Source organism: Candidatus Enterococcus huntleyi (assembly GCF_009933175.1).
Lineage (GTDB): Bacteria > Bacillota > Bacilli > Lactobacillales > Enterococcaceae > Enterococcus_K > Enterococcus_K huntleyi.
Genome location: NZ_MAEJ01000018.1, coordinates 1 through 22,437, shown reverse-complemented (window position 1 = coordinate 22,437; position 22,437 = coordinate 1). Strand labels below are relative to the sequence as shown.

At 36.4% G+C, this 22,437-nt stretch carries 20 protein-coding genes; 9 read left to right on the top strand and 11 right to left on the bottom strand.

All coding sequences use genetic code 11. The annotated features are described in order from the left end of the window. Positions 1–57: 57 nt before the first annotated feature. From addA to BAU15_RS10445, 6 genes are all read right to left on the bottom strand, one after another. Positions 58–3,789: a helicase-exonuclease AddAB subunit AddA gene (addA, locus tag BAU15_RS10470; protein WP_161842691.1), complete on the bottom strand. Its 3,732-nt coding sequence runs from the start codon at positions 3,787–3,789 to the stop codon at positions 58–60. Continuing rightward, positions 3,782–7,357 (bottom strand): PD-(D/E)XK nuclease family protein, encoded by a 3,576-nt coding sequence (locus BAU15_RS10465; protein ID WP_161842690.1) that lies wholly within the window; start codon positions 7,355–7,357, stop codon positions 3,782–3,784. Before BAU15_RS10465 ends, addA begins: the two co-directional genes overlap by 8 nt. A gap of 614 nt (positions 7,358–7,971) precedes the next feature. Further along, on the bottom strand, positions 7,972–9,438 hold the full coding sequence (locus BAU15_RS10460) for a peptide MFS transporter (protein ID WP_161842689.1): 1,467 nt from the start codon (positions 9,436–9,438) through the stop codon (positions 7,972–7,974). A gap of 202 nt (positions 9,439–9,640) precedes the next feature. Continuing rightward, on the bottom strand, positions 9,641–10,114 hold the full coding sequence (locus tag BAU15_RS10455; protein ID WP_161842688.1) for a hypothetical protein: 474 nt from the start codon (positions 10,112–10,114) through the stop codon (positions 9,641–9,643). Between the two features lie 173 nt (positions 10,115–10,287). Then, on the bottom strand, positions 10,288–10,491 hold the full coding sequence (locus BAU15_RS10450; RefSeq protein WP_161842687.1) for a hypothetical protein: 204 nt from the start codon (positions 10,489–10,491) through the stop codon (positions 10,288–10,290). Between the two features lie 23 nt (positions 10,492–10,514). Beyond that, on the bottom strand, positions 10,515–10,736 hold the full coding sequence (locus BAU15_RS10445) for a hypothetical protein (protein ID WP_161842686.1): 222 nt from the start codon (positions 10,734–10,736) through the stop codon (positions 10,515–10,517). Positions 10,737–10,876: 140 nt separating this feature from the next. On the opposite strand from BAU15_RS10445, the gene BAU15_RS10440 reads away from it, so the two are divergent. Further along, positions 10,877–11,404 carry an HdeD family acid-resistance protein gene (locus BAU15_RS10440; protein ID WP_161842685.1) on the top strand — a complete coding sequence of 176 codons (528 nt, stop codon included), beginning with the start codon at positions 10,877–10,879 and terminating at the stop codon, positions 11,402–11,404. 92 nt (positions 11,405–11,496) lie between these two features. On the opposite strand, the gene BAU15_RS10435 is transcribed toward BAU15_RS10440, so the two are convergent. Then, entirely contained in the window at positions 11,497–11,712 is a 216-nt protein-coding gene (locus tag BAU15_RS10435; RefSeq protein ID WP_161842684.1) for a hypothetical protein, read from the bottom strand. Between the two features lie 778 nt (positions 11,713–12,490). On the opposite strand from BAU15_RS10435, the gene BAU15_RS10430 reads away from it, so the two are divergent. After that, positions 12,491–12,862, top strand: a complete 372-nt coding sequence (locus BAU15_RS10430) for a hypothetical protein (RefSeq protein WP_237580178.1) — start codon at positions 12,491–12,493, stop codon at positions 12,860–12,862. A gap of 76 nt (positions 12,863–12,938) precedes the next feature. Here the strand turns inward: BAU15_RS10430 and BAU15_RS10425 are convergent, their stop codons facing one another. After that, positions 12,939–13,124 carry a hypothetical protein gene (locus BAU15_RS10425; protein ID WP_161842682.1) on the bottom strand — a complete coding sequence of 62 codons (186 nt, stop codon included), beginning with the start codon at positions 13,122–13,124 and terminating at the stop codon, positions 12,939–12,941. 241 nt (positions 13,125–13,365) lie between these two features. On the opposite strand from BAU15_RS10425, the gene BAU15_RS10420 reads away from it, so the two are divergent. Together BAU15_RS10420 and BAU15_RS15590 are read left to right on the top strand one after the other, a co-directional pair. Next, complete coding sequence (locus tag BAU15_RS10420; RefSeq protein ID WP_161842681.1) at positions 13,366–13,776, top strand: hypothetical protein; 411 nt, start codon at positions 13,366–13,368, stop codon at positions 13,774–13,776. Between the two features lie 322 nt (positions 13,777–14,098). Further along, a complete protein-coding gene (locus tag BAU15_RS15590) occupies positions 14,099–14,251 on the top strand; it encodes a hypothetical protein (RefSeq protein ID WP_202622733.1) in 153 nt (50 codons plus the stop codon). Positions 14,252–14,488: 237 nt separating this feature from the next. On the opposite strand, the gene BAU15_RS10415 is transcribed toward BAU15_RS15590, so the two are convergent. The 3 genes from BAU15_RS10415 to BAU15_RS10405 are packed head-to-tail and all read right to left on the bottom strand — an operon-like array spanning position 14,489 to position 16,958. Then, positions 14,489–15,154, bottom strand: coding sequence for a DUF2238 domain-containing protein (locus tag BAU15_RS10415; RefSeq protein WP_161842680.1), 666 nt, complete (start codon positions 15,152–15,154; stop codon positions 14,489–14,491). A gap of 29 nt (positions 15,155–15,183) precedes the next feature. Continuing rightward, positions 15,184–15,681, bottom strand: coding sequence for a nucleoside 2-deoxyribosyltransferase (locus BAU15_RS10410; protein ID WP_161842679.1), 498 nt, complete (start codon positions 15,679–15,681; stop codon positions 15,184–15,186). Between the two features lie 56 nt (positions 15,682–15,737). Continuing rightward, positions 15,738–16,958 carry a GNAT family N-acetyltransferase gene (locus BAU15_RS10405; protein ID WP_161842678.1) on the bottom strand — a complete coding sequence of 407 codons (1,221 nt, stop codon included), beginning with the start codon at positions 16,956–16,958 and terminating at the stop codon, positions 15,738–15,740. Between the two features lie 147 nt (positions 16,959–17,105). Between BAU15_RS10405 and lepA the strand changes: the two genes are divergently transcribed. The 5 genes from lepA (at position 17,106) to BAU15_RS10380 (ending at position 22,256) form a co-directional block, all read left to right on the top strand. Beyond that, positions 17,106–18,941, top strand: a complete 1,836-nt coding sequence (lepA, locus tag BAU15_RS10400) for a translation elongation factor 4 (RefSeq protein WP_161842677.1) — start codon at positions 17,106–17,108, stop codon at positions 18,939–18,941. 238 nt (positions 18,942–19,179) lie between these two features. Then, the gene (locus BAU15_RS10395; protein WP_161842676.1) at positions 19,180–19,353 is read left to right on the top strand and encodes a toxin-antitoxin system, toxin component, HicA family protein; all 174 of its coding nucleotides are present in this window, start codon (positions 19,180–19,182) and stop codon (positions 19,351–19,353) included. Positions 19,354–19,369: 16 nt separating this feature from the next. Further along, positions 19,370–19,774, top strand: coding sequence for a type II toxin-antitoxin system HicB family antitoxin (locus BAU15_RS10390; protein WP_237580177.1), 405 nt, complete (start codon positions 19,370–19,372; stop codon positions 19,772–19,774). Between the two features lie 368 nt (positions 19,775–20,142). Next, entirely contained in the window at positions 20,143–20,883 is a 741-nt protein-coding gene (locus tag BAU15_RS10385; protein ID WP_161842675.1) for an ABC transporter ATP-binding protein, read from the top strand. Next, complete coding sequence (locus tag BAU15_RS10380; protein WP_161842674.1) at positions 20,883–22,256, top strand: ABC transporter permease family protein; 1,374 nt, start codon at positions 20,883–20,885, stop codon at positions 22,254–22,256. The genes BAU15_RS10385 and BAU15_RS10380 overlap by 1 nt, the downstream gene beginning before the upstream one ends. Positions 22,257–22,437 lie beyond the last annotated feature (181 nt).

Sequence of the window (22,437 nt, the reverse complement as noted above, 5' to 3'; positions counted from 1 at the left end):
AGTATATCATAAGGCTTACCTTTTGTAAGTTGGTTTGCTTAGAAATTATTTACCAACTTATAATTTTTCGGTTACATCAACAACCTCTTGAATCGCTAATAGGATTAAATAGACCTTTGTGACCGGCTTATTTAATGCATCACTCAATGATTTTTGATACAGTCGTAATTGTCCTAAATAACGTTGACTAATCTCATTAATTTCTTGTTGTTGATTATTTTTTGAAACAGTATCTGTTTTAAAATCATACAAGATTATCTCATCTTCTTTTTCTAAATAGCCATCGATGATTCCGTGAATTAATAAATCATCTTGATTTGTCGGATAGTCAGTAAATATCTCATCAGCAGGAACCAAGGTTGAGAATGGCTGCTCCCTCTTAACCAACGCAGAATTTGCGATTAACTCATCAGCTAATATAGTTTGATAGAACCAAAGAATCGTCTTTCGATCAATTCTTTTGGCAATCTCCTCCGCAATTAAACGTTTTTGGACCAGTTCCATAATCAATTCTTCGATATCTTTTTCAGAAGGTACTCGATCAATAGGCAATAGCTGTAAAATATAATGGGTTGCCGTTCCAATCGCTGCTCCTGTGATCACTTGTTCTTGATTGAGAAATTTAGGTTTAGCCAGCGTTTCTTCGGTGTAACGGAATCGTTGGTTTAAGGCTTTTTCCTCATGACTTTCCCAAGTTAATTTAGCTGTTTGGTTCTCATCTGGATCTTCAAATAACCGTTTGATTTCTGAAACAGATTGATAACTAGTTGTCTGGGTTGCTGCGTCATATTCATAACGATAATCCAAACGTTGTGCGACTTTTTGAAGGTCTCCTTTAGCCAGTTCAACTTGGTTTTCCTGCCCTTTTTCCAGGGGTTTTTGACTATAATTCTGCATCTTCTCAGCAATTTGAGCTGGTGTAATCCAGTCAATCGAAAAATCACCGGGATGTTCTTGTAAGGGGACATACGGCTGATAATTTTCGTCGTACTGCTTCATCGCTGGATGCCTCATCAAGGTCATTCCAATCCAAGTCAATAAACTTCCTTGACTTTTAATTCGGGAAGCCGCATCTAGGACAAGTTCTTGTTGCTCATAGGCTTCTGACCAAGCTTTTAGGGTATCTGCTTTATTCTTATACGAGCCGACTAAATATAATTTTTGTTCCGCACGAGTCAAGCCAACATATAATTTTCTCATCTCTTCTGATAAAAGTTTAATTGTTTTGACTTGTTTAATCGCTTGATAAGGTAATGTATCGTATAACACGCGAGTATCTGGCGTTAAATAACGTATTCCAGCACCAATATTTTCTTCGAACATGTAACGTGCCTTAACATCCTGCAAATTAAATTGTTTGCTCATGTCTAGTAAAAAGACCACGGGGAATTCTAACCCTTTACTGGCGTGAATCGTCATCACACGTACTGCATTCTCTTCAGTAATAGTCAACGGTTCAGCTAAATCCTTATCCTTTTCTTGCATCTTTTCGATGAAACGAACAAATTGATACAAACCACGGAAACTACTTTGTTCATAGGCCTTCGCCCGATCTACCAGAGCGATTAAGTTGGCTTGTCGTTGACTACCTACAGGTAAACCAGCTACATAATCAAGGTATGCAGTTTCATCATAAATAGTCCAAAGTAAAGTCGCTAAGGGCTCCCGTCTGGCAAGTTCACGCCAAGAAGATAATTGATTTAAGAAGTTTGATAACTTGTGAGATAATTCATCAGTTTTATGCTCTTCATATAGACAAACAGCCTCATAAAAACTATTTTTCTTATCGACTAGTCGAATTTTAGCCAACTCATCTTCAAGTAAACCGACGATTGGCGAACGCAAGACAGCTACAAGTGGAATATCCTGAAACGGATTGTCAATAATTTGTAATAAGGAAATCATAATCCGAATTTCTGTTGCTTGGAAATAATTTTGTGCATCATTGACTTCTACTGGAATAGCTAATGTTTTAAAAACGTCTAGTATCGCTAAGTTATTCTTTTTAGTCGGGGTTAATAGGACGATATCTTTATACGTAACCGGTCGATTTTCCTTGGCCTTTTTATCATAGATCATGAATTCTGAATCAATTAACTTACGAATCTTCAAGCCTGTTACATACAATTCACCTTCCGTTTTATCCTCTATAAATTCAGTAGGAAGTAGACTTTCCTCAGTGATTTCCTGTTCTTTCTCATATATTAAGAGTTCAGGCTTGAACGTTTGACTTTCAGGGAATACCGGGAAACCATACACTAGTTTAGCTGCTTGATCATATTCAATCTGTCCAACTTCTTCATCCATCAATTGTTCAAATACTAGATTAGTAAAATCTAACACTTCAGAGCGCGAACGAAAATTTTCTGCCAAAATAATTCTACGGCCACCTTGCTCATCTTTGAATGCCGTATACTTCTCGATAAATAGCGTTGGATCAGCTAGTCTAAATGAATAAATAGATTGTTTCACGTCCCCCACCATAAACATGTTGCCCTTTGTATCATCTGGCTCCCTTAACCAATACAACAGATTTTCTTGCAGTCTGTTGACATCTTGGTATTCATCCACCATCACTTCTTTAAATTTCTTTCGATAATAATCAGAAGCTTCAGTTGCTTGCCAGACGCCATCGGTAACGGTCGCTAAAATTTGTAAGGTAAAATGTTCTAAATCGTTGAAATCTAAAACGCCTTTTTCGAGTTTTCTTTGGTGATAGCTAGTCATGAATAAAGCCGTCACCTCACCCATTAATTCAACGAGTGGTAAAGATTGAGTCATCAACTCTTTCATCTTATCTGGTGATACACTGAAAAACGATTTGATGAGATTTTCGATGCCTTTTTTTGCTTTGTCACGATAGCCTTTGACTTCGACTGAATAAGGTTTTAACTCTTCTTTTCTAATAGAAGGATAGCGTTCAAAAACAAGCGATTCGACATAGCGATAGGCTTCATCAAGTTGATTATTTTGAACCGCGAGCAAGAATCCTTCTAAACTTTCTTTTTCATCAGAAACTAAGGCATGAACTTTCTCTAAGCCAGTTACTTGAGCAACTTCTACCATCTTTTCATAACTATTTATAGTAGCAGTTAGCTGATTGATAATTTGGGGACGAAGGTAGTTCTGATACAGCGCAGAATGCTCGACTCCCTCTTCTACCCGGTAATTATCAGCAAGCGAGTGCAACCATTCCTTTGGATCTGGGTTCGCTCGAGCAAATTCGTACAATGAAAAGACCATATCTGTTAAGCCGTTATCATTGCGGTCATTGGAAAAATTAGTGGTCAGCTGATAAAATAAGGCTTCATCCTTTGCATACAGTTGTTCCCGTAACTCTTCCCAAACATCTTCTTTTAACAAGAGAGTCTCAGTCTCATCTGTTAGCATTCTAAAGACAGGATCGAGATCAATTAAATAATAGAAGCGACGAATGACTGTCAGACAAAAGGCATGCAAAGTTGAAATTGAAGCCGTGGGTAATAGCAATAATTGGCGGGTAAAATGCTGTCTATCGCTTTCTTTAGTCGCCGTTCGGCTAGCTTCTTGTAATGCTTGCTGGATTCGTTCCTTCATCTCTCTTGCAGCAGCTTCTGTATAGGTTACAATTAATAATTCATCGATATTTGTCCCATTCTTTAACTTCTCAATTACTCGCTGGACTAAAACAGTCGTTTTTCCAGATCCTGCAGAGGCTGAAACAAGTAGATTATCCTCACCATCATAAATAGCTTGCCATTGTTGAGGCGTATACGTTTCATTTGGCCCTTTTTTAGGAATTTCAACCATCTATGCGGCCTCCTTCATCGTCAGATTTTATCTGTTGTTCTTCTTGAATTTTTTGTAAAGCACGTTCTTTGGTTAGTTTTTCTAAACGATGGTAATTATTCTCTTTCAACATGACATCGAAAGTACAAATACTTCTAAATGGACAGTACTGGCAAGCAATACGTTGTTTATCTTTATATGCCGGATTTAACTGAATTTCACCAGATTTTATAGACTCGCCAGCTTCTTGCATATTTTTTCGATTATGCGCCATAAATTGAGTTAATTCTTCTTCGGTAAAGAATTTATCCTTACTCAGAGCATTCATCTGATACAGTTCTTTGGCATTTTTCTTTATTGGATAAAGTAAGGATGATTCTTTCGCTTCTAGACTATTGTCCAATGTTGGAAATAAGCTAGGCTCATCCACAAATACCCCATCATAACTATATTTTTTGAGGGTATCTTTTTCGATAGTTTCTTCAGAAGTCAAAACTGGATTGTGAACATGGAGGTAGAAAGCACCTGCAGGATGAACTTTTTCCTTATCTTGTCCTGTCAGACGTGTCGCATCCATCAGTGCGACATCTAGATAAGTCAGCAATTGCATTGCCATGCCATAATAAGCTTCCGTTACATCAAATGTGCGTCCGCTAGATTTATAGTCGACGACACTCAGCCAAGTCTGGTCCTCTGTTTTGGCGATGTCAAGACGATCAATTTTCCCACGCAAATGTAAATTTCCACCATTTTTTAATGGTAATTCTAATCCTGGAATACCTTTCTCACCCGCAATTTGGCCGAATAGAATTTCTGTTTGTAGAGGTGTCATACCTGTACGCTGACTCTGCTTTTGCAGTGCCCAAGCTACCTTTTGAATCGTTTGGCTAAGCTGGTAGCGAATATAATTCATTCGAGCAGAACTAGCTAAAATATCAAAACGAATTTCACCAAAGACACTCTTCAATACTTCATCAGTAAATTCTTTTCGTGTCTCCTCATTCAAATCAGTTAACAATAAATTTCTCGAAAATAGTAATTTAAAGAATTGATCTAGGGCTTCATGATAAAAATCACCCGTCGCAGCTGGCGTTAAACCATATAATTCACGCTCTTTTAATTTCAAACCAAAATTAGCAAAATATTTATACTGACAATTGTAGAAGTTTTCCATTCGCGAAATGGATGCATACAAGTCTTCTCCATAAATTTCTCCTGCTAAATCTGCAGAGAGAGAGACTGGGATGTTTTGATAGTGACGACTAGAAAAAACTTTTTCAGCAATTGTTCGATACGCTGAATTCTTCAATTTCTTTTCAATTGTTTGCCAATTCACGGGTAGATTGACCTTTGCTTCGTCTGATAGACGATAAAGCGTGTTTAAACTACTAATTAAATTGCGGTACGTGCCGACGAATTCTGACAGCGGACTTGTTAAATTTAAGGCAGTTCGGTCTTGGATAGGTATCCCTAAATACTGGCTAATTCTTGCAACATAAGGCGAAATTCGAATATTCTTTTTGGTATCATAGTTTGCGGCAAACGTCAGATAAAGTTTTTCACTAGCAGAAAGAAAGACTAAGTAGGCTTGAAAAGGTTTTTGCGCCATCGATTGACTAGAAGCATCCACTAAATACTGGTTTTCTTCCAGGCGGTCGTTTAATAATTGTCGCTCTTCACTAGTTAGTAGGCCTTTTGTTTCTGACTGACTTGGAAAAACCTGTTCATTTAAGCCTAGGGCAAACGTGATTTTTTCTTGGTCAATTCTTGCTAAGTCCAGCTTATTGACCTGTACTTGATCAATTGCTGTCGGAATTTTTCCATAGCTTAGATTCTCAAGTCCACTTGCTAAAATATCTTGGAAGGTCCGCCAATCAAAAGCCTCATTTCCATAAATAATCACATATTCATCTAATAAATCGATTAAAGCGGCCCAGGTTTGTTCATGGTTACGGGCAGCTTCCAGATTTCCTCTAGTTACTTCCTGATCTCGCCACGCGACTAACTGTGATTCCACTCCTGCATTCACTAAGAACTGATAGAGAATAGTTGCGGCTTGTCCACCTGTTTTGGCTTCTTTGATAGCAGTGAAAAATTCTGGTAATCGACTTTGAAGTAGTTTTCGGACTGTATTGGAGATGGTTTCCAGTGAATCAGATTCGTTAAGACTTTCTGATTCGAAATCATAAGAAATGAAGTGCCAGTCACGCTCTCTTGTCCAAAAGCTGCCTTGGAAATTATAGGCTAAAGCGACATTTTCCGTGATATCTACCTGACGTCTAAACGTATCTCTTTGCTCTTCCCAGTCTTGCTCATTCTTTTCAGGTAAAAATAATTCCGTGCGCAAAAAACGAAAAACATCTGCTTGACGGTAATGATACCGATCAATAGCAAACAGCGAATTTAGAAATTCTACTAATGGATGCTGTTCCATCAGCTGATCTTCATCAATATAACAAGGAATACTCATCTGATTAAACGTGGGTTCAATCAACTGTTTATAGAGATCAACTTCTCCTGTTAGCAGTTGAATATCTCGATAACGATAGCCTTCTTCCACGACTAAACGGCGAATTTCCACAGCTACTTGTTGCACTTCAACCGTTGGCGTGTCCGCTTTCCAGATATGAATCGCCTGATTATTTTCCAGAGTTTTCTTCTCAAACGATTCTTGATTTTGTGTAGCTACCCATGAATTATCGAGTGCTTCAAACTCAGGGCGTCTGTTTTTGACTGGCGCCGTTTTGTCCATAAAGGTTGGGACTTTTTGTGCATTAGCCACTTGCTTCAAACGGTAATATAATTCACCAGTTTCTCTAAATAAATTCAACGGATGGGGTTTCTCAGTTGGATAGCTTTTATCTAGAATTAAAGCGAGTGTTAGGTGGCTATAGGTCATTAAGGTTGCAACTAATTGATGTTCCTGTCCATTAAAATGCGAGAAACCTGACACAATAAATTTTGTATGCTCTAAATCTAGTGTTGGTAGATAATTAATTAATAAATCTAAAACGTCCGGGGAAAGAATATCACGTTTCACTAGCTCTTCTTCAAACTTGGAAAATAAGAAGTGTAGATCAGCTAGTTTTAATTGTTGGTCAACGTCTTTGACTGTCTCTTCACTATTAGTTTGCGGCTTTGTTCCCACAAATTTGAGATCTTCTGGCGCAATATTTCCACCTTTTAACTCCATATATAACGAATATAGTTGTTGAATAAACCCAGTTTTGTTAACCTCGCCACGAAAGACTGTTAACTGTTCTTGTTCTTTCTCTAAAATTTGCCTAAAAATCATCGCCGCACCGGCTTCACTTAATTCATTCCCTGAAAGCAAGGTTGTTTGCTGAAGAAAAAACCAAGCCAGACGATAAAAACTAAACACCTGTACTCTAGTTGTGCTAATTGTTTTTAAATTTTGCGAATGACGAAGCTGAGAAAGAATTGCCTGCTCTTGCTCAAATTTATTATAGTTTGGAACTAAAAAATAGACTTCATTTTTAGGATTATTGGAGAGCCATTCATTGGCTTCTTTGATTATAGAAGCTTCGTGGTCATGTTTTGCTGAACCAATAATAAACTGTAGACTCACGTGATCACATCCTTCTTTCTTTGTACTGAGATTTTTTCATATAAGTATATTATAACAAAAAATGGAACGTTTGTTCTGTATTTTTAAGAGGTTTTTGATTTGTACAGCAGACGGAATGACTGCCTATAAAAACGAATCTTAATAAGTAACCATCGTTAGACCTCAATCGATTTTTGCGTTCTTCTTACCAATTTGTGATCAGCTAAGAGATTTGACATAGAACCCCTCTCCTTTACTTGTCATTATGCCATAATCGCATAGTAAATTTACGTTTAATTTGTATTTATTTTCCATTTTTACTTGTGTTAGTCATAGTGTACCTTAGATTAATAATAATTTCGTCTCTTATCCTCTATATCATTCTTAAAAATCATAGACCGTCGATAACTGATTCCAATGATGCCGTATACTCTGGTTGCTAATTCTTCACCCTCTGCGATTCTCAGCTATTAGAGTAAATAAAAAAGCCCTCTTCATTCAAAAGATACGCGAAAGAATGACGCATCCTTTGAATAAAAGAAAAGACTTTTTTATTTTCACTTTACTAGTAAAAAAGAGTGATTAGTATTTGTTTATCGTTTATCGAGCTTGTTTCCTTCATTCAGCCTGTTTAATCAATGAACAGAGCCCATCAATTTTTTAATCGGATTTTTTACTAAGAAGAGAATGATTCCGGCGATGACGGCCACGCCTCCTACAATACCGAAATAAGCTGATTCTGTCGCAGGTGTGTAGAAGCGCGCGATTTGCGCATTGATTGCCTGTGAAGCAGCATCGGCAAGTAGCCAAATAGCAACTGTTTGTGCTTCAAAAGCTCGTGGTGCCAGTTTTGTTGTAATTGACAAGCCAACTGGTGAGAGACACATCTCTCCAACAATCATAATAAAGAAACTTAGGACCAGCCACAAGGGGCTAACTTTTGAATCCGTTCCAAACAGTAATCCTGGAAACATTAATAAGACAAAAGAGAGACCCGCAAAAATCAATCCAACCGAAAATTTCACGACAGTTGATGGTTGTTTCTTACCTAATTTTGTCCATAAAGTTACAAAGACGGGTGTTAAAATAAAAACAAAAATTGGATTCAACGATTGAAACCAGCTCGCTGCTACTGAAATTCCAAATAGCGATTCTTTGGTTCGTTCACTAGCAAATAAGGCTAAAATAGATGAGCCTTGTTCTTCTAAAGACCAAAAGACGATAGCTGATAGAAATAAAGGAATATAAGCCATCACTTTAGGTTTTTCTTCCGCTGTAACATCTTTTGACGTAAGCATTTTTGTAAAGTAATAGACAGGCAACATGATTCCCAATAGACTGATTGCATTGACAAAGAAATCGATGGTTAAATTTTTAGTCACATATGCGACTCCAAAAATAACTGCAACAACGATTGCAGCAATAACCGTAGCTGTAACGAATTTTTTCTTCTCCGCCATATCCATAGGATTTGTAGGGTCTTGCCCAATCGTATTTAAACTTTTCTTTCCCTGAATATAATACTGGAGTAAACCAAAGAACATTCCGAAAGCTGCGATTGAAAAGCCTAAATGATAATTGTATTTTTGCCCAAGCGTTCCAACAATAAAGGGTGCAAGTAAGGCGCCCATATTAATCCCCATATAGAAGATTGAAAATCCAGCATCTCGTCGTAAGTCAGTCTTCGAATACAGATGGCCGACCATTCCAGAAACATTTGGCTTGAGCATCCCTGTACCGATAATAATTAGAATCATCGAAAGAAAAAGCGCAACAATCCCAAGTGGAGTAGCCAAAACAACATGACCAACCATGATGAACACGCCGCCATAAAAGACTGTTTTCCGCGAACCCAACACTCGATCAGAAAGCCAACCACCAATGATACTTGACATAAATACTAGGGAGCCATAAATTGACATAATCGCTAGTGCCGTTGTTCGAGGTAAACCTAGCCCACCATTAGCTACGGTATCATAAATATAATAAATGAGTATGGCACGCATCCCGTAATAACTAAATCTTTCCCACATTTCTGTAAAGAACAATGTCGAAAGACCTTTGGGTTGCCCAAAGAATGACCGATCCTGCTCATTTTCCATTGTAAAACCCCAATTCTCTTTTTTATTCAGAATAAACAGACAATAGTGTATGTTTATTCCTAAAAAAATTAATAACTGTAAGTTTATACCCCTAACCTGTTAATTTGATGATTTCTCAGTTGTAATGTCATTAGAAAACGTTTGTCTCTTTTTAATAAACGAAAATAAAGAAGCCTGAGTGGTATCTCAAAGCTTCTTTTTCTTACTCTATCACTATTTCTAAATCTGCTTCTTCCCCAAGTTTTGTTGAGAGAAAAAGCACTAATTCTTCGATTGGCAAAGAGAAATTTAACAAAGGACCTCTTAAACCTTTCTTGAAAAAATTCATTCTAACTTCCTTTGAATCTTTGACCTGATAGAGCACAACTCGGTCAATCTCTGAATACATGACGCCACGACGATCAAACACATTGAGAATAATCCGCTCCTCGCTGAGCCCTTTTCGATCCAATAAAAAACTCAAAAATATCAAGGCAGAAAGCACGCCCCGTATCTGCTCATCTATTGTTGTATAAGTCGTCACTGTCAGCCAAAGAGTAAGTATCGCAAGGCAAATAATAAAAATCGTTGTGTTTTTCCGTCTAATTGCGGTAATCCGAATTTCTTTTCTGACTATATTTAAATATAAAAACATGATAATCACAAACAGAAATAACAATATCGTAAAGATACTCATGCACCCCATCCTTTCCATAATTTCTAGTCCTCTTAATCATAACAGACTCTCAAGTAAAAAATTAATTTATTTTCCATTTTAAAAGAAAAAGATTGCGATATTAGTCAAAATAACTGATATCGCAATCTATAGAAGTTATCATTCATTTTTACGCCAAGAATATATCCCTAGTTTCATACTTGATTGAATGTATCATATCGAGCAACAACCATATTAGATTTTGCCTCTAATTGTTCAGTATCCACCGTTTCACATGAATTCACGCGAATGACCGCACAATTAGTCATTTTTGAAACAACTTCCCCTACAACAATTTTTTCAAAACCAATCGGCTGACATTGATAATTTTGGCCTAGTTCAACTTGTTCTTCTTGCATCCAAAGAAACCTCCTACAACATCCTAATTTTTTATTAGCTTTTCTAACAGAAGCATCGCGTCAACTTCCAATTGAGGATTTGTTTTAAATAACTCAATCAGATGGCCTTCTTGGAGGCCCCACGTAGTAATTAACCATTGCTCTGCATCATCTAAATTATCATATTCAATCCCACAAGCCATATCCCTAAAAACAGAAGTAAAATGACGGTCCATCTCAGTATATTTTGTGTCTGCAATTTCCACAAAGCATTCCCCCATTTTTATTCATACCTGCATTATATCGGATTGTTTTCGGTTTCACAAACAAAAAGGATCTCCCACAGCGAATAATTCGTCATTTCCTCAGATATTAGGTACAATTAGAGCAGAAAGGATGAGTGAGTATGGAAGCTTTTTTTCAACAGTTTCAGAAATATGCAATTTTAAGGGGAATTGCGTATGTATTAGTCGGCGTGTTCGCCTTTTCCAATCCTGGCTTTTTCTTTAAAGCAATCATTTATTTTATCGCTGGCTATTTTCTCTTAATGGGAATTATTAATTGTTTAGCTGCTTTACGGTTGCACAAAGAAACTGGTAGCTACGGGTTCAGTATGGCCACAAGTCTATTTTTTATTCTGCTGGCGCTAATCGTGTTATTCTTTTCAAAAGCAATCCTTAGCGTTATTCCATTTTTCTTGGGCTTGCTAATTGTAGTCAATGGCGCGTCACAACTTCTGCAAGCATTGAATGCGACGAAAGCCAAAGGTGCTTGGTTATTCTTTAGCGGCTTAATGATTATTGCCGGATTAATTTTAATGTTTAACCCCTTTAAAACTTTATTAGTTGTCTGTCAGGTTTTTGGTATCTTATTAATTTTTAATGGATTATCAGAACTGATCAACTATTTCCAACTGAAAAAATTATACAAATAGGCCAGTGTCATCAACGAATTATAAAAAAGAAAATAATAGGGTCGAACATGAGAATAGTCGTGCTCTGCCCTATTATTATTTTGAATCAGAGATCATGTATTTCTTTCCTCCGCCGAATTTTTTTCTAATTCTTCAAGTTGCTTATTGATTGAAAAGATTTCTTGGCGATTACTCAGAATCTCCTTAATGATATTATCGCGTTTCTCTCCTATATCAATCGAGTCAATCTGCTGATAATAAGCAGCCAGACGTTGAACATACTTCATTTTATCTTTTTTCAATTGATCAATCTGTCGATTATCCTGCATATTATCGCCTCCCCATAATACGATTATACCTTATTTTTAGAATTTAAAGCGTTTTTTTTACTTTATCAAAAATAATTTAAACGATAATCGATAAATTTTCACCTATCTATACAAAAATAGGTCACTTCTTTCACTCGTACTAGGTCCATTCATAGTAAATATACGCAAGGTGAGTGGCTATTCTTTTATTTTTTTTAATTTTTTGGTGAAATATTTTTTATCTTTTCCGTAGCCTTTCAAAAATTTTATGCTACACTAAGGATACCTTGGCAGGGGCAAATTGCCTAACTGAAGGAGCGATTTAGTTCGCTCTTTCAGTTTTTTTACTATACGAGATTAGAAGGGGCAAAATATTTCTAATTTTGCGGATAAATTTGCTATAATTGGTGTAATGTTTTTTTAGGCTAGTTTTAAAATGTCTTTATGCTCAAAATATCATTCATATAAAACTTTATACAAAGGAAGATAAAAAATGACTTTTAAACGTTTTTTTCAATTATTCATCTGCTATGTTCTATCGATTGCAGCTGGATACGGTGGAATTCTTTTATTCTCAGGTGCTGCTTTTTGGATAAAAGTACTTATATTTACCATTATTGGTTACTTAGTGCTATGTCTCCCACTGACAGTTCTTACCCTCTTGAAGTCTAAATCAAAATAGAAAGGGTCATAACTGACTATGAAAAAATCACTTGTAATAATTTCTATATTCGGAAGTCTCCTATTTTTAACGGCTTGTGCTAAAGAAAATTCGCAGAGCCAATCTAGTGATGTAAACATGGCTATGCATGCCACTCAGTCGGATATCAGTGAGTCAGCACCTGAGATTTCGGCAACTACTAATCAAACATTAAGTAAAGAAGATGTTCCTGAGGATGTGTTCGAAATAATCCAGACTATTGAGACAACGGTACCCTCTGAGTCAATTCAAACCATTCAGATTTATACGCCGAACGAATCAAACCATAATAAGATTTATATAATAGAAGCAATTTTTTCAGATGAACAAGTTTCTTATTTTATTTATATAGATAATGCCGAAAAATTAGTATCCATCGAAGAAAATGAATATCAAGGAAAGCGTCGAGGAATAATCAAACAAAATAATTCTGACATTCCCTATTTTGAAGCAAATAATCTCTCAAAATAACTAATGAGGCTATAAATAGACTGCGTATAAAAAACGGGAGGAACGACAAAAACTTTGTCATACCTCCCTACTAATTTTATAAGACAGTTGGATCATAACGATAGGTTACCCCACCATTTAAATGTGCTTCACCAACGAAATATTTTCGGTCTTCTCTTTTTATCCAAGCTTCTCGAAATAAAAAGAAATTTTCTCTAGTTACTTCGATTTCCTGAATCTCCCCCGCTTTTAACTCTTCTAATTGTTTTTCGTAATCATTCATCGTATCACATTCCCTTCTTTTGTATTGTACAATTTCCAGAAGTAATTGCAAGTCTCCGTTCTTTGAATTCATTCCTTGAATTTTGACTATCGGAAAAAGGAATAATACAGCTCTCCCATGTAAAAATCCGTTTTTGGCCGCTCACTAATTATGACTAATCTAGCACTGTTCAGTGACTTCACATGCTATAATAGAAATCATAAAATTCGTTAGTTTATACAAATTTTGGAGGTTAAACAGGATGAAATTAACTAAAATCACTAATAAAAATGATTATATGAAAATTTTAAATTTCTTAGAGAAACAGACAAAATATATTGAAATTTTACAGCTCATGGATGATAATCAGCCTAATTTCATTATAGAAAAATATCGAGCTATTTTGGTGACACAAAAAACTGTATCTAATTGGAATGATACTGGAGCAAAAGGATTGCTTTATAAATTTGATTTAAACCTAGCTGAGAAAGAAAGAATTTTTAAGGATTTGAAAAAAATAGATCCATTTTTCTATAACAAATTTGATATCCGATTGGGTGAAACAGTGGAAAACACTGACTTTGGGTATGCAAATATTGCTTTCTTTGACATAAAAGGAAAATTAGTATTTTATACTATCACACATGAGGGCCTAGCGTGGATTCAAAGCTAGAAATAGAATTGGAGACAGCATCAGTGCCTAATACATATAATTACTTAAAATTGATTAAATCCAATGACTATTCCCTGTATAATTCATTCGTAAAAATTTGTTATCTTTCTTTAAGCTGATTACCATAATATTAATCTTTACCGTCTAATGAAGCGATAAATATAAACGTTGTCAGTTTTTGGGGAAATGAGTGTCGAAAAATCCAAAAGGTTATAATTGTTATTTTATCTCCTTATCATTTTCGGTATTTCCGAGTTCGATTTCTTGACGTGAAAACAAAAACCTCCTATTATAAATACAACAAAGAAAGGAGATGAGGTCTATGTTTGTCGTGAAGGTTCTCCACGGATATATCGCAAAGGATGGAAAAAGAACACGTAATAAAAATCCGCGAATTTTGCTGACATTTTCTTGTAAAGAACATGCAGAAGAATTTGCGAACCAAATAGGCGGGAGAGTTAAACAGATTGGATAACTTCATGTGATAAGAGTAGACAACAAGTATTAGGTTGCCTACTCTTTTATTTTATTCTCTCATACAAAAAACGACCTGACAGTGAATAGACAGGCCGCTTTTATTTTTTTATAGAATATTCGCCTATAAAGTTTTTTGATGTAAATATTTCATACGATTTACTTAATATTCCCCTCATTAGTAGCAGGAATATTCATTTTTTTAAATAACGCTATTTACTAGATGATGCTTAGTTGTTTACTTGCATTTTGTTAATCGATAATTCTCAAAATAAGTAGCATTCTTCTTGCTCATAAACCAAGCATAGCCTCCCATAATCAAAGCTCCGATTGTATTCGTGATTAAATCCCCCATCGTATCCATTAAGGCAGAGCGACCAATTAATTCGACTTCTCCACTGGTTAAATAACGTTGTAAGTTCATATTAAAGAATTGATCGCAACCGAATTCCCAAAATTCCCAAAAGACTCCGCAGAGCCCTGCAAAAGCAAATCCGAATAACAAGAATAACCAAGGACTCGTCTCAGAAATTTTTGCCCGCTTCATGAAAAAGCCAATCAAACCGTAACCTAAAGCAGTTAATAGCATTGGACTAACGGCATGAAGAATTTTATCCCAAAAAGAAATATAACTGATGACATGTAAGCCAGTCCCAATAAACGCAGAGATTAATAAGAAGAACCAGTAAAAATAAATAATTGATGTGGGCACGTTCAATTTAAATAATTTGCGAAATAGCTGCGGTAAAAAGATCAGTGCAATACTGGCAATTACTTCGATGACGAAAATCCACGATTGAGTGACAGAATATTTACCAATGATAAATTCGTAAATCGTGTACCCAAAAACAAATAGACCAAATAGTAGCATAAAGAGTTGAACTTTTTTTTCATTTTTTTCCATGCTTAGACACTTCCATTCTCATTAATTAATCAATCCTTAGTAATCGACTCTTTATCTAACCATTGTTTGACCTTCTCTAATAAAGCATCTTCAGTCGAAACAATTGTTCCATTTAGCTTAATTAAACCAGCAGTATAGAGGTTCACATAATGGAATTGATTTTCAGCCACTTCAGCTAATGCCGCTAATTTTTTAGAGTTATCGCTTCCTTGTTGACGTGTATCTGTGTATAAACCAATCATGGGTATCCCCTTCGCATAAGCTACACCAACTTCAGAAGCAACCCCTGGATCAATTACTAATCCGTCCAATAAAGCAATCAATAATTGACTTTCTAACACCTTTTCAGTATCTGCTTGGGCAATCATTTTGCTATCAGCATAGGCAGATTTGTTATTAATATCTCCGTTCTCCTGTGGTAAATAGACTGAGACATCTTCAGAAAGTTCTCGGATTTTCTCAACTACCATTGTGTTGTATTGTAAGTCACTTTTAGCAAACATAGGTGCGGCAAAATAAATATTCATTTCATATCCTCATTTCGTTTATTATTTTCATTTTGATGATAAGTGACACTCTATTTTTAGAAGTAATCACTAAAATAGGCTTCCGTATCAGGAATAATGCGCTCTAAGCTATTTAACGTTTCTTTATCCGTTTCAATTCTCTCAATTCGATGTAGATAAGAACTCCGACGATAATTCATCATCAGACAAGTAAAAGTCTGGATATTTAATTTAACGGGGGCTCCTAAAAGCTCATCTGAGATATGAACTTGATCATTTTCATCCCACAGGACACTAAATACGCCATTATTCCATTCAGCAATCGGATCTTCAATCACGAAATGGAAAGGTTTCGCTGTACTTGCAAAAGGAAAAATTTGTAGAAATTCTTTGACATCAACGACACGAGCCATAAAATAAGGTTCAATCGATTCTTTAATTTGACTATCTTCCAATAGAAATGCTAAAGGTTCATTTTTATAAATATCACCTTTTACCCAATAGACCATCGAAAAATGTGCGCTAACAAAGTTCCAAAGACCATTTCTAGCCTCTTGATTGATATAAAATAACTCTTTAATATGGAAGACTTCTTCGGCAACCCAATAAAACAAGACGCCTAATGGTTCTTGATTGGCGCCATAGTAGACGGCAGCAGTTCGCTCTTCTTCATTTTCAAAACGCCAATATTCTTCCCAATTAAATTCACTGCGAATCAGTGAACCGTGATTTTGACGGGCAAATTGATCATATACACGAATCACATCTGGATGATTGACAGCTACTCTTTCCACCATCCCATTGACCGGCACTTGTTTAGGCAGTTGCGTATCTCTGATTTTAAAGGTCAGCTTATCCGACATAATCTCCCAGCCTTTTCGGCGGTAATACGGAATATTGTAGGGATAGAGATAAGAAATCCATTGCTGATCTTCGCGCATATCTTTCAATGCTAGCGCAATCAGGTCCTTCATCAAGCCATGATTGGCATACTCAGGATAGGTTCCCACCCCGGTAACTCCCCCCATCTTATAAATAGAGCCATGAATATTTACTTCACATGGATAAATAGCAATTTGAGAAATTAGTTTATTTTCATGAAACCAACCAAAAACTTTCGACAATTCTAGGATGGGTTGTTTTGATTTGATAAATTCACGTTTGTTCTCAAAGCCACTTTCTTCAATATCTGATTGGGTGACTTGAAACACATAAGACAGAAGTTCATTGAACTGTCCGACATGTTCCTCACCGACTGGTTTTAATTCAAGACTCTCTCGAAAATCTTTCTGGTCCATTCTTTCATCTCCAATATTCTTTATATTTATAGTATAACAAATGCCGAGGAAAAGTGGGAAATCTTCGTGTTTTGAAAAGTACTTTAATTCTCATGGTTTCGTTGGTATAATGGTAAGTGCTGAATAAAAGAAATGAGGAATTAATCCATGAATATAAATGACATGAAAAAAAGGCAGGAAAAGATTAGAAACTTTTCAATCATTGCCCATATTGACCACGGAAAATCGACGCTTGCCGATCGAATTCTTGAAAAAACAGATACAGTAACTACTCGTGAAATGCAAGAACAACTTTTAGACTCAATGGATCTTGAACGTGAGCGTGGGATTACCATCAAATTAAATGCGGTTGAATTAACTTATGACGCCAAAAATGGCGAAACCTATATTTTTCATTTGATTGACACACCAGGACACGTCGATTTTACCTATGAAGTATCTCGTAGTTTGGCTGCATGTGAAGGTGCTGTTCTAGTCGTAGATGCAGCCCAAGGAATTGAAGCGCAAACGCTCGCAAATGTCTATTTAGCGCTAGATAATGATTTAGAAATTTTGCCAGTCATTAATAAAATTGATTTACCAGCCGCTGATCCTGAGCGCGTTCGTCAAGAAATTGAAGACGTGATTGGAATTGATGCCAGTGAAGCGGTCCTAGCCAGCGCCAAAGCTGGGATTGGAATTGAAGATATTTTGGAGCAAGTCGTTGAATATGTACCCGCGCCGACTGGTAATGTTGAAGCGCCACTGAAAGCTTTAATCTTTGATTCAATCTATGATAGTTACCGCGGTGTTATTTTGAACGTCCGAATTATGGACGGTGTCGTGAAGCCAGGCGATAAAATCCAGCTAATGAGCAATGGCAAAACTTTCGATGTAACTGACGTTGGGATCTTCTCGCCTAAGCCAATTTCGCGTGATTTCTTAATGGTTGGGGATGTCGGCTATATTACGGCTGCGATTAAGACCGTCCAAGATACGCGTGTTGGGGATACGGTTACTTTAGCGGATAATCCCGCAGAAGAAGCTTTAGATGGCTATCGTAAAATGAACCCAATGGTTTACTGTGGTCTCTACCCAATTGATACTTCTCGTTATAATGATTTACGCGAGTCTTTAGAAAAATTACAATTAAATGATGCGGCTCTTCAATTTGAGCCAGAAACGTCTCAAGCACTAGGCTTTGGTTTCCGTTGTGGTTTCTTAGGATTGCTCCACATGGATGTTATTCAAGAACGTTTGGAACGCGAATTCAATTTGGAATTAATCACAACTGCCCCTTCTGTTATCTATCATGTTGAGAAAACAGACGGATCGTTGGTTGTCGTTGATAATCCTGCAGAATTCCCGGATCCTGGGACTATTCAAAAAATTGAAGAACCTTATGTGAAAGCACAAATTATGGTCCCTAATGACTATGTTGGTGCAGTAATGGAGTTATCTCAGCGTAAACGTGGCGATTTCGTTACAATGGATTACTTAGATGAATTCCGGGTGAATGTGGTCTATGAAATTCCATTATCAGAAATTGTCTTTGACTTCTTCGATAAATTGAAATCAAGTACAAAAGGCTATGCCTCACTTGATTATGAATTGGTCGGCTATCGTGAAAGCCAACTAGTCAAGATGGACATTCTCTTAAATGCTGAAAAGGTCGATGCGCTAAGCTTTATCGTCCATAGAAACTTTGCTTACGAACGTGGTAAGGCCATTGTTGAGAAACTGAAGAAATTAATTCCGCGTCAACAATTTGAAGTGCCTATCCAAGCCGCAATCGGTCAAAAGATTGTTGCCCGTTCCGACATCAAAGCCTTACGTAAAAACGTATTGGCTAAATGTTACGGTGGTGACGTTTCTCGTAAACGTAAATTATTAGAGAAACAAAAAGAAGGGAAAAAACGAATGAAACAAATCGGTTCAGTCGAAGTTCCCCAAGAAGCCTTCATGGCCGTTCTGAAAATGGACGAAGACGAACCCAAGAAGTAAGCCGTTTTTTTGAAAAGTTTTTTATGAATTTACTATTATTGGTCATTAGCTATTTGCTAGTGGCCTTTTTTCTATGAAAAAAAGAAACTCTATTCAGTCTACGTAATCTATATAGAGAAGAAAAAATTAAAGAAATAGACAATTTAGTCGGTAACTTACTTAGTAGTTAAACTAAATTGGCTATTTTATTGACTAATACGTATTAATTACGTATGATACTGAATAAGAAGGAGTTTTCATGAAGACTAGAAATCTAGTAAAAATGTTCAAACGAAATGGTTGGCACTTTTTGAGACACGGCAGTAAACATGATATTTATACCAATGGACATGATCTGGAAGAAATAGTACGACATCGTGAAATGAATGAGCAGCTAGCTCAAGCTCTTATCAAAAAATATCAGCTCAAGTAACAGAAAGGAAACCAAAATGATGAAACGAACATTTGTATATCCTGTAATACTCAGTTATCAAAAAGATTCCTCTGGCTATGATTACCTAGTCTCAATTCCTGATTTTGAGGGATTTACCCAGGGTAAAGATTTAGCGAATGCAATCGATATGGCGCGAGATTATATCGGCAATATGTTGGTGGAATTAGAAAATCGGGGGCATTTGTTTCCAGAGCCAAATTATACAAAGATTGATTTAGCAGAAACCGATATAGAAACGCTAGTAGATATTGATTTAATCAAATTCAAAGCACGCATGAAAAATGTTGTGGTAAAAAAGACGCTATCCATTCCCAAGTATTTGAACGTGCTAGGCAATGAGGCTGGCATCAACTTTTCTGCGACACTCACAGAAGCTTTGAAAGAAAAGCTAGGCGTATAGGTAGATCCACATCTAAATAAATACTCGTGAACAAGAATCACTGATAAGCCGCTTACTTTGAGACGAGTGGTTTATTTTATTGCAAAAAATAGCTGGATTTCCCGCTAATAACGCCTCTCTCCTCCTTCTGTTCATTATTCTCAGTACAATTAGTCTCAATCGTTCACTAATCATATCCCTTTTCCTTATATTTTACTTTTACCGTACATTTAGTGTTACACTCAAACAAGATAAATAGCCGTCAAAGAACTTATGCGAACCGAATAACTATACTGAGCGCATCCACCTACTTGAACTCTTTATGAAAAAGAACAATTGTCCCTGAAAATCATATTCTTATTGCGTGCACGCCATAACGGAGGTCAATAATGACTAAAAATAAAGCAATTGTTCTAGAAAATGTGACGAAAAGCGTCGAAATTGGCGAGAGTGGGAAAACGATGGAGATTTTACATGATATTTCTTTAGAGGCAGAGAAAGGTGAATTTTTGAGTATTATTGGTGCATCGGGCTCAGGTAAGACTAGCTTATTACATTGTATGTCTGGATTATCCATTCCTACAAAAGGTCAAGTTACCATTTTGGACGTTCATCCTTACGAGCTACGTGCGTCAAAAATTGCAGCATTTCGCCGTACAAAAATAGGCTTCATATTTCAAGCTTATAATTTGTTACCCGCCTTGCCTGCTTTTGAAAATATTGTCTTACCGCTGAGATTAGCAGGAAAGAAAATTGATAAACAGGAAATTTTAAGCTTGCTAGATCAGCTGAAATTTCATGCCGATATCACGAGTTTTGTGGATGCCTTATCTGGTGGTGAGCAACAGAAAATCGCTATTGCTCGCGTGTTAGTGGCTAATTGTGAGGTTGTCTTTGCGGATGAACCAACGGGCGCTCTAGATTCCGTTTCCGGAAAAATCGTTTTTGATTTACTGCGCTACCTGGCTAATCAAGGCGTGTGCGTCATTATGGTGACACATGATATTGAATTGGCTGCCAACACAGATCGCGCGATTATTATGAAAGATGGCCAATTAGTTCACAGCATCTCTAAGCCTTTCGCAACTCAATTATTTGAAGCGATGAGTGAAGAAACGAGGCCTGCCTAATGATTCAGTTAGTTTGGTTACAGTTTAAACATTCATGGAAAATATGGGTCAGCTCTTTATTCATATTTATTGTGGCAGGATTCTTATCAGGAATTTGCTTAACCGGTCTCTTTTCATTGATTCAAGAAAATAATCAAGTGCTGTTAGGGAAAAATGATCCAACGCCTATCTTTTTAATGCCAACTGTATTTGGCGGACTGACACTATTTTTTGTTATTGGTGGTGTCATTCGGTTAGTTATCAATTATTTTCAGGAAGAGTACATTCTCTGGACGATTCTCGGCAGCAATCCGACTCAACTGTCCTTACTCATCGGCGGACAACTAGCAATCGTTGGTGCAATTGGTGGGTTCATAGGTTATTTAATAGCTGTCCCTTTCACTTCTTATCTGTACTATTGGATGCAAACCATCGTTGGACAGACCATGTTACCTTCTATTCAAATAAATTTTTCCTTTTCAGCTTTCTTAGTAACCATTCTATTTTGTTTCCTACTTGGTGGATTAGGTGGGTTTAAACATGCTAGAAAAGTCTTTATTCGTTCGCAGAAAGATATTTTTAGTTTTAAAAAGCCAAGCAAAAGAAAATTTACGCTATTCCTATTATTAATGATTTTCTTATGCCTAGGAATTCTATGCACTTGTTATTACCAGATTTTTATATCACTTTCTAAAAATAAGTCAACTTCATTTAATTCACTAGGATTTCAACTTTGTTTCATCATCATCTTTACATTATTAATATTACTCAACTTAACCGGATCAGTTATCCTACCCGCTGTTGTTAAAATTTGGACACGGCTGCTACCAAGAGAGAAATCTGCTACAGTCAATACGGCCTATTGGGAGGTGTTGGCAAAGAAAGATTATCTCACTTCCTTACTAAATCCGATGATTGCAGGAGCAGTATTATTGTCTGGATTTTCATCTATTATGGTAAATATTCTTAGCCAAGTAGCTTCCAGAACTGTTCAAGAACAAAATATCGAAAATTTGTTAATCTTTATTCTCTATGTGGGTGCTCCGCTATTGATTATTCTCGTAAATGTACTCGTGATTACCTTAGTTTCTGGCAAGCAACAATTGGCTACCGTGAATCAGCTAATCATACTTGGCTTTTCTTCATGGGAAGTATTGAAAGTAAAAATCATGGAAGTCTTAATCTATTCCCTGACCTTTCTGCTATGCTCGCTCAGTTGCAATGTCCTGATTTCTATCGCCGTGATCAAAGTTGCACAGATCAGTAATGGCAATGCTAGTGGCTCATGGGGCGTCACCTTCTACTGGTCCTTATCTATATGTTTAGGAATGTTCATCGTGTTAAGTAGCATTCATATTTTCCAATTAAAAAAATATATGCAGCATGTAGTATAACTGGATTGGCTTTTTATTGAAGACACATTTGAGGAAAATATCTATACAAATATTTTTAAGACAAATAAAACCTGAGACTAGTCGTCATGGTATGCTACCCCTATCTAGGACAAAGAAATAAATAAATCCTAGATAGGGGTATTTGTTATGGGAAAAAGAAGAATGAAACTTACGCCGGAAG

Bases quoted from the DNA above. Each gene is read 5' to 3' on its own strand.
- addA (WP_161842691.1), bottom strand. From the start codon at position 3,789: ATGGTTGAAATTCCTAAAAAAGGGCCAAATGAAACGTATACGCCTCAA.
- BAU15_RS10460 (WP_161842689.1), bottom strand. From the start codon at position 9,438: ATGGAAAATGAGCAGGATCGGTCATTCTTTGGGCAACCCAAAGGTCTT.
- BAU15_RS10455 (WP_161842688.1), bottom strand. From the start codon at position 10,114: ATGAGTATCTTTACGATATTGTTATTTCTGTTTGTGATTATCATGTTT.
- BAU15_RS10450 (WP_161842687.1), bottom strand. From the start codon at position 10,491: ATGCAAGAAGAACAAGTTGAACTAGGCCAAAATTATCAATGTCAGCCG.
- BAU15_RS10440 (WP_161842685.1), top strand. From the start codon at position 10,877: ATGGAAGCTTTTTTTCAACAGTTTCAGAAATATGCAATTTTAAGGGGA.
- BAU15_RS10435 (WP_161842684.1), bottom strand. From the start codon at position 11,712: ATGCAGGATAATCGACAGATTGATCAATTGAAAAAAGATAAAATGAAG.
- BAU15_RS10430 (WP_237580178.1), top strand. From the start codon at position 12,491: ATGGCTATGCATGCCACTCAGTCGGATATCAGTGAGTCAGCACCTGAG.
- BAU15_RS10425 (WP_161842682.1), bottom strand. From the start codon at position 13,124: ATGAATGATTACGAAAAACAATTAGAAGAGTTAAAAGCGGGGGAGATT.
- BAU15_RS10420 (WP_161842681.1), top strand. From the start codon at position 13,366: ATGAAATTAACTAAAATCACTAATAAAAATGATTATATGAAAATTTTA.
- BAU15_RS15590 (WP_202622733.1), top strand. From the start codon at position 14,099: ATGTTTGTCGTGAAGGTTCTCCACGGATATATCGCAAAGGATGGAAAA.
- BAU15_RS10415 (WP_161842680.1), bottom strand. From the start codon at position 15,154: ATGGAAAAAAATGAAAAAAAAGTTCAACTCTTTATGCTACTATTTGGT.
- BAU15_RS10410 (WP_161842679.1), bottom strand. From the start codon at position 15,681: ATGAATATTTATTTTGCCGCACCTATGTTTGCTAAAAGTGACTTACAA.
- BAU15_RS10405 (WP_161842678.1), bottom strand. From the start codon at position 16,958: ATGGACCAGAAAGATTTTCGAGAGAGTCTTGAATTAAAACCAGTCGGT.
- lepA (WP_161842677.1), top strand. From the start codon at position 17,106: ATGAATATAAATGACATGAAAAAAAGGCAGGAAAAGATTAGAAACTTT.
- BAU15_RS10395 (WP_161842676.1), top strand. From the start codon at position 19,180: ATGAAGACTAGAAATCTAGTAAAAATGTTCAAACGAAATGGTTGGCAC.
- BAU15_RS10390 (WP_237580177.1), top strand. From the start codon at position 19,370: ATGATGAAACGAACATTTGTATATCCTGTAATACTCAGTTATCAAAAA.
- BAU15_RS10385 (WP_161842675.1), top strand. From the start codon at position 20,143: ATGACTAAAAATAAAGCAATTGTTCTAGAAAATGTGACGAAAAGCGTC.
- BAU15_RS10380 (WP_161842674.1), top strand. From the start codon at position 20,883: ATGATTCAGTTAGTTTGGTTACAGTTTAAACATTCATGGAAAATATGG.